The following is a 13,453-nucleotide window of genomic DNA, read 5'->3' as shown; positions in this document are numbered from 1 at the left end:
TAGTGCGTTGTGTGATCCTTGAGTAGGGCGGGGCACGTGAAACCCTGTCTGAACATGGGGGGACCATCCTCCAAGCCTAAATACTCCTTGGCGACCGATAGTGCACAAGTACCGTGAGGGAAAGGTGAAAAGCACCCCGACGAGGGGAGTGAAAGAGACCTGAAACCGAGCGCCTACAAGCAGTCGGAGCTCCCATTGTGGAGTGACGGCGTACCTTTTGTATAATGGGTCCGCGAGTTTCTGTTGGCAGCAAGCTTAAGCCGTGAGGTGTAGGCGAAGCGAAAGCGAGTCCGAATAGGGCGTTTAGTTGCCGGTAGAAGACCCGAAACCGAGTGATCTAGCCATGGCCAGGCTGAAGGTGGGGTAACACCCACTGGAGGGCCGAACCCACGCCTGTTGAAAAAGTCGGGGATGAGCTGTGGCTAGGGGTGAAAGGCCAATCAAACTCGGAAATAGCTGGTTCTCCGCGAAATCTATTGAGGTAGATCGTCGTGCGTTTACCACCGGAGGTAGAGCACCGGATGGGCTAGGGGGACCCAAAGTCCTACCAAACCCAACCGAACTCCGAATGCCGGTGAGTATAGCGCGGCAGACAGACAGTGGGTGCTAAGGTCCATTGTCGAGAGGGAAACAGCCCAGACCACCAGCTAAGGTCCCCAAATAGTGGCTAAGTGGGAAAGCATGTGAGACGGCCAAAACAACCAGGAGGTTGGCTTAGAAGCAGCCATCCTTTAAAGAAAGCGTAATAGCTCACTGGTCTAATAGCTGTTTTGCGGCGAAAATGTAACGGGGCTCAAGCCACTTACCGAAGCTGTGGGTGTGCAGAAATGCATGCGGTAGCGGAGCGTTCCCTAAGCCGTTGAAGGTGTATCGTGAGGTATGCTGGAGGTATGGGAAGTGCGAATGCGGACATGAGTAGCGACAAGGAGAGTGAGAAACTCTCCCGCCGGAAGTCCAAGGGTTCCTGCGCAAGGCTAATCCGCGCAGGGTGAGCCGGCCCCTAAGGCGAGGGCGACAGCCGTAGTCGATGGGAATCAGGTGAATATTCCTGAGCCTGCCAGATGTGACGACCGTGAAGGTTCGTATCTCCTTATTGGATTGGAGGTGCTGCTGGATTGGTCCGGGAAATAGCACTGGCATTTGACCGTACCCTAAACCGACACAGGTGGACTGGTAGAGCATACCAAGGCGCTTGAGAGAACCATGCTGAAGGAACTAGGCAAATTGCTCGCGTAACTTCGGGATAAGCGAGACCCATGCTTGCGCAAGCAGGTGTGGGTGGCACAGAGCAGGGGGTAGCGACTGTTTAGTAAAAACACAGGGCTCTGCGAAATCGAGAGATGACGTATAGGGTCTGACGCCTGCCCGGTGCCGGAAGGTTAAGGGGAGATGTGCAAGCATCGAACCGAAGCCCCGGTAAACGGCGGCCGTAACTATAACGGTCCTAAGGTAGCGAAATTCCTTGTCGGGTAAGTTCCGACCTGCACGAATGGCGTAACGACTTCCCCACTGTCTCCAGCATGGGCTCAGCGAAATTGAATTCCCCGTGAAGATGCGGGGTACCCGTGGTCAGACGGAAAGACCCTATGAACCTTTACTGCAACTTCGCAGTGGCGCCAGGAAAGGGCTGTGTAGGATAGGTGGGAGGCTTTGAAGCCGGGGCGCTAGCTTTGGTGGAGCCATCCTTGAAATACCACCCTGCGCTTTTCTGGCGTCTAACCGAGCCCAGTTATCCTGGGTCGGGACCCTGCGTGGTGGGCAGTTTGACTGGGGCGGTCGCCTCCTAAATCGTAACGGAGGCGCGCGATGGTGGGCTCAGACCGGTCGGACATCGGTTGTTGAGTGCAATGGCACAAGCCCGCCTGACTGTGAGCGCGACAGCGCGAACAGAGACGAAAGTCGGCCATAGTGATCCGGTGGTCCCGCATGGAAGGGCCATCGCTCAACGGATAAAAGGTACTCTAGGGATAACAGGCTGATCTCCCCCAAGAGTCCACATCGACGGGGAGGTTTGGCACCTCGATGTCGGCTCATCGCATCCCGGGGCTGGAGCAGGTCCCAAGGGTTCGGCTGTTCGCCGATTAAAGCGGTACGTGAGCTGGGTTTAGAACGTCGTGAGACAGTTCGGTCCCTATCTGCCATGGGTGTAGGAGGCTTGCGAGGATCTGTCCCTAGTACGAGAGGACCGGGATGGACGTACCTCTGGTGAACCGGTTGTCACGCCAGTGGCATGGCCGGGTAGCTAAGTACGGACGGGATAACCGCTGAAGGCATCTAAGCGGGAAACCCCCCTCTAGACTATGCTTCCCCAAGGGCCGTGGAAGACCACCACGTTGATAGGCCGCATGTGTACGTGCAGTAATGCACTCAGCTAAGCGGTCCTAATCGCCCGACAGACTCACACTTCTTTCGTCATCGCAGTGGTCGCAAGACCACGCCGCACGCAGCACCAAACCGACACTCTCCAATCTCACCAGATGTTTGCAAGGTTCCGGCTCGGTGACCTGGTGGTTATCGCGAGGCTGCTACACCCGATCCCATCCCGAACTCGGCCGTGAAACGCCTTTGCGCCTATGATACTGTGCCTCAAGGCACGGGAAAGTCGGTCGCCGCCAGGTCACCACGCCGGATCTTTGCAGATACCTCTCCCATACCATCACAAATCACCCTGGCGCGGGGTGGAGCAGCCCGGTAGCTCGTCAGGCTCATAACCTGAAGGTCACAGGTTCAAATCCTGTCCCCGCATCACCCTTGATTTGCACCCAGAACGCCCCGGCAACACAGCCGGGGCGTTCTGCGTTTGTGGCCCCCTCCGCCAAGGCCAGGATTGCACCCAACTCACCGCGAACCTCAATGCGCAGCACGCCAGCCTCAGGGACGAGGCGGATCTGGTCGACCAACCCGCGGATCAGTTCGCGTGCCTCGGCCGCGTCGTCCTGCGCCAGAAGCCGGGTCAATTGGACGCCTCCACAAACCTCTCGCTTTCGATCTGACGGGCTGATTCACTTTCCTGGTTACGGCTCGGATGGGGCGGATGGTGGATCAGCCAGGGTTCTTCGATATGTCGGACCGGCTGCGAGATCTGTCTGCCAAGGGTGATGACCTGGAAAGGCTCGCGGCGCTGGTGGACTTCGCGCAATTTCGGCCGGAGTTGGAGCGTTCGGTGCCGCGCTCGGATGGCAGCAGGGGTGGCCGCCCCGCCTTCGATCATGTGCTGATGTTCAAGGTTCTGCTGCTGGCCGCCATGCATGGCCTGTCCGACGAACGCTGCGAGTACCTGATCAAGGACCGGCTGTCGTTCATGCGTTGTCTCGGCCTCGGGCTCTCCGAGCCGGTGCCGGACGTGAACACGTTCTGGACCTTTCGCGAGGCGCTGAAACGAGCGGGGGGGGGATGCCTTGTTCCGCCGGTTTGACGCCACGCTGAAGGCGGCGGGGTATCTCGCCATGGGCGGGCAGATCGTCGATGCGACGATCTGCCCGCCCAAGCAGCGCAACACCGAGGCCGAGATAGCCACGATCAGGGCCGGAGGCATCCCCGAAGGCTGGACAGAAAAGCCTGCCAAACTGCGCCAGAAGGATCGCGACGCGCGTTGGACGGTCAAGTTCAGCAAAGCCAAACCGCGTGAGGACGGGGCGCCGCAGGCCGATCTCGCGGTGCCGGCCTTGGGCTACAAGAAAGCGACCCAGATCGCTCGAAACGCACACCAAATGCACTGAGCTGACCTCTCCCTTTCCAAGGGAGTGCTCTACCTTATCCGGTTAAGGAACTTCTTCAGCAGCCTGCTAAAGCAAAGCCCCTTCGCGCTAGGCTCAGGATCCATCAATTTGCTTGCATCGGGTCGGGCGATTGTGATTCTGGGGGTGGCGGAGGCGCCGCCATGGCTGATGTCTTCCTGCTGTCCCCGACCCAGATGCGGCGTGTCAAACCCTTCTTCCCGCTCTCGCATGGCGTGCCGCGCGTGGACGACCGAAAGGTCATCAGCGGCATCGTCTTCGTGATCCGCAACGGCCTGCGCTGGCGCGACGCGCCGCCCGCTTAAGGCCCGCACAAGACCTTCTACAATCGCTTCATTCGATGGAGCCGCCTGGGCGTCTTCGACCGCATCTTCGCAGTGCTTGCCGGCCAGGGCGCTGCATCACGCCATGCCTTCGCAAGATCGGGAGGATGACAAGCCGGCCTAGCTAAATCCCCAGCACGACCAGCACCGCGACCGCGACGACCCCCATCGCTGCCTCGATCAGATAGCGCCGCGCCGGGACGAGCGGGGCCGGAGCCGTCGCCTCCCAGATGGTGACTTCAGCCGGGAAGGCGGGAACGGGGAAGGTAGCGATGTGGCGGAAGCGGTCCTGCGCGGCCAGCGCGTCGAACTGCCCCTGCTGTCGGTCCCCTGCCAGGCCGATGGACGGGTTTTCCACGCGCGGGCTGGCCGCCACGGCAATGATTCGCATGGCGGGCGTCGTCGCCAGCCAGGTCGCTGTCGTCGCCTGCACCGCCGCGCGCGAGGGATCGAGGAAGGTGAAGGGCTGTCCCACAGGGACGAGGCAGCGGCAGGCCTCCCGCACCGTCCAATCGAAAAAATCATTTTTGCCCAGGGAGGAGACAAAGCCGACCGCGACACCGGGGGTGACATGGGGCGCATAGGCTTCGGACAGCAGCAGGTCGCTCGGGCCTGCGGCACGACGGATTGCCACCTGCAAGGCCATCGGCGACGCGGGCGCGGCCAACAGCGCTGCCAGCAGCCCCACGGCAGCCAGCCCCGCCGCCCAGTGCCAGCGCTGCCACAGGACCGCCGCCCCGGCCCCTGCGAGGGCCCAGAGCGCGAACAGCCAGGTCGCCTGGAAGCGCCATTGCTGCTGCGGATGCAGCACCACCGCCGCCGCGCAGAGCACGAGGAACACCACCACCGCCCGCGCGCCGGGCTGCGGCCAACCGCGTGCCAGCCCCAGCCCCGCCAGCACCACCGCCACCAGCCCCGCCCAGCCGGCGACATGAAAGCCCCCGGCAAAACCTTCGGCCTGGAACAGCAGGTTGCGCCAGGGGTCGTAGCCCGCGGTAGTGGCGTAGTTGCCGCCCAGGAACCAGAGTAGGTGATGCGGCACGAAGGGTACCAGCAGCCAGATCGCCACAGGCATCGCATGCCAGCGCAGCAGCGCCAGCCCGGCCGGGCCGAGCGCGGGCGTCAGCCGCGCCCTATTGGCGCGCCACCAGAAAGCCAGTCGCAGAAGCAGCAGCCCATAGGCCAGGCTGAGCAGGTTTCCGGGGGGATGGAGGGAGAAGCGGCGCCCCATGGCCTCGATCTTGGTCGGGCCGCGCAGCGCTATGACGGCAACGGCCAGCAGCAGTGCCACGGACGCCAGCAGCAGCGGGTCGCGCAGCAGCCGGGAAAGCCGAAGGCCGCACAGGGCCTCCTTTGCCAGTGCCCGCCAGCGGCCATGCCAATCGGGTGCGGCGGCCAGCAGCAACGCCAGGGTCAGCAGGGTCCAGTAATTGTACTTCTCCAAGAACAGCAGCGTGAGCAGCAGCCCCAGCAGCCGCCACCGGCGGACCCTGTCCGGTGCCTCGCAGCAGCGCATCCAGGCCAGCAGCGCGGCGGCACTTAGCGCGGCACCCAGCCCCTCCAGCATCACATCCGACCCAAGCAGCCGGAAAGCGGGGCTCAGCATCGCGAAACCGGCGGCGACGCCAGCCGCCACCAGCCCCGTGGCTGGATCGCCGCCGGCCAACCGCCGCGCGATCAGCCCGCAAAGCACCACTGTTGAGCACCAGCCGCCAAGACTTGGCAGGATGGCCAGGCGATGGCCTTCGCCGCTGACCAGCAGCACGAGAGACAGCACCACCCCATGCAACGGCGGCCAGACCGTGGCGCTGGCCAGCCGCTCCAGCCATCCCAGGCCATCCCCCGCCCGCATCCGCAGCGCGAGGTCGAAGCCGAAGGCAAGGTGGGAATTCCGGTCGTGCTGCACGTCGCGCCACAGGGCCGCGGGATCGGCCAGGTAATCCCGCAGCATCATCCCGGCGACGAGAAGGGCGATGGACAGCAACAACGGCGCGACGATCGCAGGCAACCCGATCCGCCGCACGCCATTCTTCCCTTGCCCCGTTCCGCTACTCCTGTGACACGGGGCGGCGAGGATTGAAAAGCTGTATCCTGACCACATCCCCACAGCCCGATCTGTCGAGCCGCCTGGGAAGCCGCGGCGGCTGGTTCTCGACATCTCCTCCTTGGTGCGATGGAGCGGCCCGCCGGTCGGCATTGCTCGGGTCGAGGCGGCGCTGGCCACCGCTGTCCTGGCGCGGCCAGACGCGGTTCTGGCCGTCTTCGATCGGGAGGCGGCGGGCTTCCGCCTTCTGAACCCCACCTGGCAGCACGCCCTGATCGGCTGGTCCGCCCATATGGAGGAGCAGGATGATGACCCCGCCCGCCGTGGTTGGAGGGCCTGGGTGCCATCGCGCAAACCCGTGGTCGCGCGGCTGGAACGCTGGCGCCTGACCTGGCCCGCCCCCTTCGCCGCCCTGGCCGATGCAGCGCAACGCGCGCTGCTGGGGATGCGCAGCCATTCCACGCCTGTCTTCGATGGCGCCGGTCAGCGCGTCGCGCGACTGGCGCCCGATCTGGCGCTGGCCGATGTGCTGCCGCTTGGTGCCGGGGACGTGCTCTTCTCCGCGGGTTCGGGCTGGTCGCATGGCGATGCCGCGGCACTGGCACGGATGAAGGCGCGGGACGGCTTTGGCTACGCGATGCTCTGTTATGACCTGATCCCGATCACCCATCCGCGCTACTGGTTCCCCGAGGCGGTGCGACGCGTGCGGGCGCATTGGATCGCGAATGTGCCGCTGGCCGATCTGGTGGTGGTCAACGCCCGGTGCATCGCCGAAGACCTGGGTCGCTTCGCCGCCGACAATGGCCTGGCGACCCCAGAAACGGCGCGCTTGCCGCTCGGCTATGATCCACCGCCGGCCGAGGTGACGGCGCCCTTGCCGGAGGGGGTGGCGGCTGGCCGCTACGCCCTGTTCGTCAGCACGATTGAGCCCCGCAAAGGCCATATGACCCTACTGCGCGCCTGGCGCGCCCTGCTGGCGCGCGGCATTCCGCAACGCCACGACTTCCGCCTGGTCTTCGTGGGGCGCGTGGGCTGGATGGTGGAGGAGGTGCTGGAGGCCCTGGCCGAGGACGATTGGCAGGGGAGCCTGCTGCATCTGCAGGGTATCGGCGGCCCGACTCTTGATGCGCTCTACGCGGGCGCCGCCTTCTGCCTCTATCCCTCGACCTATGAGGGCTTCGGCCTGCCGATCATCGAGGCCTTCGCGCGCGGCAAGGCGGTGCTTGCCTCGACCGGCGGCGCGGTGCCGGAGACGGTGGGCGGGCTTTCCCCCTGCCTGCCGCCGGACGACCCGGCGGCCTGGGAAGCCGCGCTGGAGGTGTGGATTGTCGATCCCGCCGCACGTAGGCCCTGGGAGGCACGGATCGCCGAAGGCTTCGCCTATCCCGACTGGCCGACCGCGGCAGCCGCGATCCTGGATGCCGTGGCGGGGCTCAGCCCAATGCGGCCTGCAACCGCAGCAGCCACAGATGGAGCCGCGTCCGGGGCCGCAAACCCGGCTGGCGCAGAGCCACCGCGATGAAGCCCCGCGCCGCCGCCCGCTGCCTGGCCGCCAGCGCATCCTTTGCCGAGCCCAGCGCCCGGCCGAGTATTCCGGCGTCGATCGCTACCTCCGTCAGACCCAGTTCGCGCAGCAAGGCGCGGTCCGCCGGGGCCGGGCCATCCGCCCCATCCGGTGCGCCGCCCCGTCGGCGTTCCGCGGCGGCCAGGGCGGCCATTTCCGACATTGCGCGCTGCGCGACCTGCCGCCAGGCGGCCTGGCCTGGGTGTTCGCGGTAATCCAGCAAGGGTTCGGCCAGGTTGATGAGGGCGTGTCGCTCCGACAGGCGCAGCCAGAGGTCGAAATCCTCGGCCAGAAGGAAGGCGGGGCGATAGCTGCCGGCCTCGGTGACCGCCATCGCGCGCAACATCACGCTGGGATGCGCGATCGGGTTGGCGCGGGTCAGCGCCGCGGCCACCGATTCCGCGTCCAGCGGCGGCATGACCATGCGCTTGATGCCGCCATCCACTCCGATCACCCGCCAGGCGCTGCCGACCAGCGCCACACCGGGCGATGCCTCCAGCACCGCCAGTTGCTGCGCCAGCCGTGCCGGATGCGCCAGGTCATCGGCATCCATGCGTGCAATGTGGCGCCCCCGTGCCTCCGCCAGGCCCCAGTTAAGCGCCGCGACCAACCCCCGCGCCGGACCCGCCAGCACGCGCATCCGTGCATCGCTGGCGGCCTGCCGCGCCAGGATGGCGGGGGTCGCGTCGCGCGACCCATCATCCACCACCAGCAATTCGAAATCGCCAAAACTCTGGCCCAAAATGCTTTCCACCGCAGCCGCCAGATGCGCCGCGCCGTCCCGCACGGGCATCAGCACAGTGACGGCGGGGTTCGGGGTTCCAGGCATGCCGCGCCAGTGTAGCCTGACCGGGCCTTGGGGCCAGGAGAGGGGTGGATGACACAGAGCGGACTGCCGGGCGTAAGCATTATGACCGTGGCGGCCGACGGGCTCTTCTTCGTCCGGCTGCTGGTCGAACAGGTGCGCGCCACCATCGGCGCCAGGCCCTATGAGGTCATCGTGGTGGACCGCGGCTCACGCGACGGCTTGCGCGAATGGGCGCGGGCGCAGCCGGATGTGCGGTTGCTGACCCATCGCGTCTGGCCCTGGCAGCGCGGGCACCGCCATGGCGAGGCCGCCGAATATGGCGCCCGCCACGCGCGCCACGACCGCATCGTGCTGCTCGATTCCGACGCGCATCCGATGGAGGCCGACTGGCTGCACCGCAGCGCCGACCTTCTGGACGCCAAGACCCGCCTGGCCGGGGCAATCTTCCGCAGCCCACACATTGGCAATCCGCACGGCTGGTACGTGCATCCGCATTTCATGGCCTTCCTGAAGTCGGATCTCGGCGGGCTGGTGGTGCTGCGCAAGATCCGGGGCGAGGACACCGACACCGGTGAGGAAGCGACGATCCGCGTGCTGGAAGCCGGGCTCGGCATCGTGGGCCATGAGATCGCCTTCTGCCCCGCCTTCGATGTCGGCCATCCGCGCGTGCCCACCATGGCGGGTGGCGTTTTCCATGCCTGGTACGTCTCGCGGTTGACGCATAACGAGGCTGAGGTGATCCGCGAGACGGAGGGGCAGGTCAGCCGGACGCGCTACCTCGACCCGCTGCTGGCACGGCTGCGGGCGGCCTATGGCGGGTGAGCCGCTGCCTCCTGCAGCACCGCCTCCACCGCCCGCAGATTCTCCGCGATGTCATGCCCGGCCGAGGCCAGTAGCGCCGCAGCCCCGATCTGCGCCCGGGTGTCGGCATCCATCAATCGCCGCAGCCGCTCGGTCAGACCGCCGACATCCTCCGGGTCAGGCAGCACGAAGCCGGTGACCCCATCAACGATCAGTTCGGAGGCGCCGTTCATCGCGGTCGTGATGACGGGCAAGGCTGCGGAGGCGGCCTCGATGGTGGAGAGGCTGCAGGCGTCCCAGCGGGTCGGGTGCACATAGGCATCGGCGGCGGCGAAGAGCGGCCGCATATCGTCAACCTGCCCCAGGAAATGCAGCCGCCCGTCCAGGCCGAGGGCGCTGCCAAGGCCCGTGAAAAATCCATCCGGCGTGCCGCCCGCGATGGCCAGATGCGCCCCCGGGCCAAGCTGCGCCACCGCGCGCATGGCATTGTCCATGCCTTTCAGCCGCAGATTATGCGCCGCACCCAGGAAGAGCACGGCCGAGTCCACCCCCAGCGCCTGCCGCATCGACTCTCGCCCACCCGCGATCCGCGCGGGCGCAAAACGCTGCGTGTCGACGCCATTGGGGATCACAGCGATCCGTGCGTGCGGCAGCCCGTGCCGGGCCGCGAGATCGTCGCGGATGCGGTGGGAGACGGCGATGATACGCCGCGCCTGGCGCGCTTGCAGCGATTCCAACCGCGCCATGCGCCATCGCCGCAGGTTGGTGCGCGGAGATATCCCCGCCTTGATCCGCCGCAGCAGCGTGTGGGAGGCGATTTCCCGATCCAGGGCGCCGAGGTGGGACCCCGTCTGCGGGTGGAACACATCCCCGGACCAGCCGCTGCCCGTGTCATGCACCACATCCGCACCGATCCCCGCGATGCAGGCCGCGATGCGCCGGCCGCGCGCCAGCGCCGACCGGTGGTAGGGCAGGGCATGTACCGTGACGGGCAGGTCGTGGCTCGCCGCGGCGAAGGTGACAACGTGCACCTCATGCCCCGCCCCCAGCAGATGAGCGGCAAGCTGCACCGTCCACCGCTCCAGTCCGCCGGCCAGCGGATCGAAGCGATCGACGACCAGCGCGACCCTCATGCGTCCAACGCCGCTATATCGGCCGCCGAGAGCCGCAGCACGCCGGCGCGCAGATTTTCCTCCAGATGGTCGTGCCGCAGGGTGCCGGGGATGGCGATCAAATGGGGCGCGCGGTGGAGGATCCAGGCCAAGGCGATTTGCGCTGGGCTGCTGCCCAGCCGGCGGGCCATGGCCAGCAGCGCTGCCTGACGCACAGGCCCGCCCTGCCGCAACACTGATAGCGGCCCATGGGCGATGAAGGCGATGCCTTGCGCGGCACAAAGCGCCAGCAGCGCGGCCTGGTTATCGGTGCCGAGGCCGAAGGCGCATTGCACCGAGGCGATCGGCGTGATGAGCGTGGCCTGCGCCAGTTCCACCGCATCGATGTTGCACAGGCCGAGGTGGCGTACCTTGCCTTCCGCCATCAGGTCGGCCAGCGCGCCGATCTGGTCGGCGAAGGGCACGCCCGGATCGCGCCAATGCAGTTGGTAAAGGTCGATCGACTCGAGCTTCAGCCGCCGCAAGCTGGCCTCGCAGGCGGCGCGCAGCCGGGCGGGGTCACCGCTCAGCCGTGTCTCATCCCTGCCGCTGCGCAGCACGCCCCCTTTGGTCGCGATCAGCAGTCCGGGCGGATAGGGACGTAGGGCGGCGGCGATGACCTCCTCCGACAGGCCTGGGCCATAGCTGTCGGCGGTGTCGAGTAAGGTGACGCCCAACTCGATCGCGCGCCGCAGCAGGCTTTGCACGGTGCGGAGGTCGGAGAGCGCGTCCGGCGTACCGGGCCGCCCGGCGACCCGCAGCGCGGCGCCGTAGCCGATACGCGCAATCTGCTTGCCGGCAAGAAGGAAGGTGTCGCCACCCCGTCTGGCGAGTTGCTCCTTTTGCAATGCAACGCGTTGGATCGCGCAGGTTTCCGCCATGTAACCATAAGAAGTCGGCGAGGTATGGGAGTCCAGGCTCGAAACCGTTTGGGTGAGCCAAAAAATGAGAGGTGCCGAGAGAGTGATCGAAGATGTGGGCCGATGGCGGGTCGTGCAGGACGCCTGCCCGAGCCACGACGATGCCGCGCAGGTTGATGGCATGCACCGCGTCGAAGGCCTCTGCCGTCTCGTCGGTCAGATCGCCGACGGGAGGCTGGTCGGAGGGCGTTGTGGAAAGTCGCGGCGGCTGCGGTGCTGTGGGTGGTCCATCACGATTGCTTCTCCTGAATGGGGGTCTGGTGCGGCCGGGCCGCCCATCACCCGGGCGAGGGGCCGCCGATTTGACTGAGCCGTCAGGCGGCCTGCTTGACCGCGAACCATCCTGGAGTGGCCTCGATCACCGCCCAAAGGTTCCGCGGGATGCTGAGCTGCGGAGCGTCGGGAGCGGCGATGGCAGTCTCGATCTCGGCTGACCGCTCACTCCGCGCCAGTTCGACCCATTCGGGGTTCATCACGAGGCCCTGCCCGACGGCGACGAAATCCGCGCCGGCGTGAAGTACGGCCTGGGCCTGCCCCAGCGTCCTGACTTGTCCGGCGACCACCAGGGGCACCCGCCCGGCGAGGCGCTCGCGCAGGATCCGCGTGATGGTCGGCCCGTCGTCATGACCGACCGGTCGCGCCTGGGCCGCATCGGACAGTGAAGCGTGCAGGTAGTCGATCCCGGCTTCCGTCAGGCGGTCGATGAGCGCGAGGGAGTCCGCGATGCGGAGGCCGCCTTCGTTCGGTTCCTCCGGCGATATCCGATAGCCGAGCACGAAGGGCCGACTGGCATGCGCCGCGATCGCCTTGCGCGCCGCCTCGACCACCGCCAGCGGGAAGCGCATGCGGTTCGCGAGGGAGCCGCCCCACGCGTCGTCGCGCCGGTTGAAGTGAGGCGAGAAGAAGTTCTGGATCAGGAAGTCGTGTGCGCCGTGCAGTTCCACACCGTCAAAGCCCGCCTCGATGGCGCGCCGGGTCGTCTCGCCGAAGGCGCGGACGATGCTCAGGATCTCCTCCTCCCCCATAGCCCTGGGAGTGATGGGGGGACTGAAGGGGCCAGCGGCCGTGGTCACTGCGCTGGCGCTGACGATGTCGCCACCCGGGACGAGCGCCGGCACGGCCTTATTCCCGGCGTGGAAGATCTGGAGGATCGCGGGTGCCCCGCCGCTTCTGGCCGCGGTCGCTAGCCGTGTCAGGCTGGGGATGAAGCGGTCGTCGTAGGCGGCGAACTCGCCGGTGAAGCCGATGCCGTTAGGTGTGACGTGGGTGCAGCCCGTGACCACCAGGCCGACGCCATTCACGCGACGCCGGTAAATCGGGCGTGGGCGTGCTGGACAAGGCCATGGCGATCCTCGCCTGCTTTGAGCACGGCCCGACCACGCGCTTGCCGCAGGACGTTTCGGCCGAACTCGGCCTGCCATTACCCACGGTCTACCGGCTGATGCAGGCCATGTCGGACCACGGTCTGCTGGCGCTGGAGGGCCGGCAGTTCCGCCTCGGCTTTCGCCTCGCGAGCCTTGGGCACCGCGCGCTGGAGGGCCTCGATATCCGTGCGGTCGCCCGTCCCCACCTGGCGGCTCTGGGCGAAAGGACCGGTGAAACCGCGCATCTCAGTATCCGCCAGGGTGCCGTCCGCGTGTTGATCGAACAGGTGTCCAGCAACCGCAACGTTCGCCCCTTCGCCTTGATTGGTGAGCCATTGCCCCTTGGTGTCGGCGCCGCTGGGCTGGTGCTGTTGGCCTGGATGCCGATTGAGGAGGCCATCGGATTGATGCGCCAGAGTTTGACCGTGCTCGGGCTGCGGACCGAACACACACCAGAGCGCCTGGCGCCGCGCCTTGAATTACTGCGCAAGCAGGGCTTCGCCGTCAGCCGCGGAGAACGACAGGCGGACGTTACGGCCCTTGCCGCGCCTGTTTGGGACGCGACCGGTGCCGTGGTCGCCGTGGTGTCGCTGGTGGTGCCGACAGTGCGCATGGATCCGGCTCGTGTCGACGAGACGACGCGATACGTCGTCCAGGCGGCGATCGCGATTTCCAAGGAGTTGGGCTTCGTGGCGCCGCCATGAGGCCGACAGACGGATAGGGAGACATAACTATGGCTTG

At 66.3% G+C, this 13,453-nt stretch carries 8 protein-coding genes, 1 tRNA gene, 2 rRNA genes and 2 pseudogenes (1 of these 13 only partly in view); 8 read left to right on the top strand and 5 right to left on the bottom strand.

Annotated features, from left to right (window positions below; all coding sequences use genetic code 11):
* From ACQW02_RS17360 to ACQW02_RS17340, 5 genes and pseudogenes are all read left to right on the top strand, one after another.
* Positions 1-2,406 (top strand): 23S ribosomal RNA (locus tag ACQW02_RS17360) (it extends 332 nt beyond the left edge of the window).
* A 97-nt stretch (positions 2,407-2,503) separates the two neighbouring features.
* Positions 2,504-2,618 (top strand): 5S ribosomal RNA (gene rrf / locus ACQW02_RS17355).
* A 54-nt stretch (positions 2,619-2,672) separates the two neighbouring features.
* A tRNA-Met gene (locus ACQW02_RS17350) sits at positions 2,673-2,746 on the top strand.
* A 288-nt stretch (positions 2,747-3,034) separates the two neighbouring features.
* A pseudogene (locus ACQW02_RS17345) lies at positions 3,035-3,698 on the top strand (transposase); the annotation flags it as partial.
* Positions 3,699-3,880: 182 nt separating this feature from the next.
* Positions 3,881-4,132 (top strand): annotated as a pseudogene (locus ACQW02_RS17340) (transposase); the annotation flags it as partial.
* Positions 4,133-4,184: 52 nt separating this feature from the next.
* Here the strand turns inward: ACQW02_RS17340 and ACQW02_RS17335 are convergent.
* The gene (locus ACQW02_RS17335; RefSeq protein WP_431281166.1) at positions 4,185-6,083 is read right to left on the bottom strand and encodes a hypothetical protein; all 1,899 of its coding nucleotides are present in this window, start codon (positions 6,081-6,083) and stop codon (positions 4,185-4,187) included.
* 145 nt (positions 6,084-6,228) lie between these two features.
* Between ACQW02_RS17335 and ACQW02_RS17330 the strand changes: the two genes are divergently transcribed.
* Positions 6,229-7,626 (top strand): glycosyltransferase family 4 protein, encoded by a 1,398-nt coding sequence (locus ACQW02_RS17330; protein ID WP_431285921.1) that lies wholly within the window; start codon positions 6,229-6,231, stop codon positions 7,624-7,626.
* On the opposite strand, the gene ACQW02_RS17325 is transcribed toward ACQW02_RS17330, so the two are convergent.
* On the bottom strand, positions 7,538-8,497 hold the full coding sequence (locus ACQW02_RS17325) for a glycosyltransferase family 2 protein (RefSeq protein WP_431281165.1): 960 nt from the start codon (positions 8,495-8,497) through the stop codon (positions 7,538-7,540). The genes ACQW02_RS17330 and ACQW02_RS17325 overlap by 89 nt on opposite strands.
* Before the next feature lie 48 nt (positions 8,498-8,545).
* Between ACQW02_RS17325 and ACQW02_RS17320 the strand changes: the two genes are divergently transcribed.
* Positions 8,546-9,298 carry a glycosyltransferase gene (locus ACQW02_RS17320; RefSeq protein WP_431281164.1) on the top strand — a complete coding sequence of 251 codons (753 nt, stop codon included), beginning with the start codon at positions 8,546-8,548 and terminating at the stop codon, positions 9,296-9,298.
* Here the strand turns inward: ACQW02_RS17320 and ACQW02_RS17315 are convergent.
* The 3 genes from ACQW02_RS17315 to ACQW02_RS17305 form a co-directional block, all read right to left on the bottom strand.
* Positions 9,286-10,410, bottom strand: coding sequence for a glycosyltransferase family 4 protein (locus ACQW02_RS17315; protein WP_431281163.1), 1,125 nt, complete (start codon positions 10,408-10,410; stop codon positions 9,286-9,288). The two genes, ACQW02_RS17320 and ACQW02_RS17315, sit on opposite strands and share 13 nt — an antisense overlap.
* Positions 10,407-11,309, bottom strand: a complete 903-nt coding sequence (locus tag ACQW02_RS17310; RefSeq protein WP_431281162.1) for an aldo/keto reductase — start codon at positions 11,307-11,309, stop codon at positions 10,407-10,409. Before ACQW02_RS17310 ends, ACQW02_RS17315 begins: the two co-directional genes overlap by 4 nt.
* Positions 11,310-11,662: 353 nt before the next feature.
* Positions 11,663-12,649: an NADH-dependent flavin oxidoreductase gene (locus tag ACQW02_RS17305; protein WP_431281161.1), complete on the bottom strand. Its 987-nt coding sequence runs from the start codon at positions 12,647-12,649 to the stop codon at positions 11,663-11,665.
* Positions 12,650-12,690: 41 nt separating this feature from the next.
* On the opposite strand from ACQW02_RS17305, the gene ACQW02_RS17300 reads away from it, so the two are divergent.
* Positions 12,691-13,416: an IclR family transcriptional regulator gene (locus tag ACQW02_RS17300; protein WP_431281160.1), complete on the top strand. Its 726-nt coding sequence runs from the start codon at positions 12,691-12,693 to the stop codon at positions 13,414-13,416.
* Positions 13,417-13,453: the final 37 nt, after the last annotated feature.

This window comes from Humitalea sp. 24SJ18S-53 (assembly GCF_050632385.1).
Classification (GTDB): domain Bacteria; phylum Pseudomonadota; class Alphaproteobacteria; order Acetobacterales; family Acetobacteraceae; genus Humitalea.
Note: the sequence above shows the minus strand (reverse complement) of the source record. Positions and strands in the feature narration are given on the sequence as shown.

Excerpts from the sequence above, each read along its gene's own strand:
- ACQW02_RS17300 (WP_431281160.1), top strand. The coding sequence starts at position 12,691 with ATGGCGATCCTCGCCTGCTTTGAGCACGGCCCGACCACGCGCTTGCCG.
- ACQW02_RS17325 (WP_431281165.1), bottom strand. The coding sequence starts at position 8,497 with ATGCCTGGAACCCCGAACCCCGCCGTCACTGTGCTGATGCCCGTGCGG.
- ACQW02_RS17315 (WP_431281163.1), bottom strand. The coding sequence starts at position 10,410 with ATGAGGGTCGCGCTGGTCGTCGATCGCTTCGATCCGCTGGCCGGCGGA.
- ACQW02_RS17310 (WP_431281162.1), bottom strand. The coding sequence starts at position 11,309 with ATGGCGGAAACCTGCGCGATCCAACGCGTTGCATTGCAAAAGGAGCAA.
- ACQW02_RS17320 (WP_431281164.1), top strand. The coding sequence starts at position 8,546 with ATGACACAGAGCGGACTGCCGGGCGTAAGCATTATGACCGTGGCGGCC.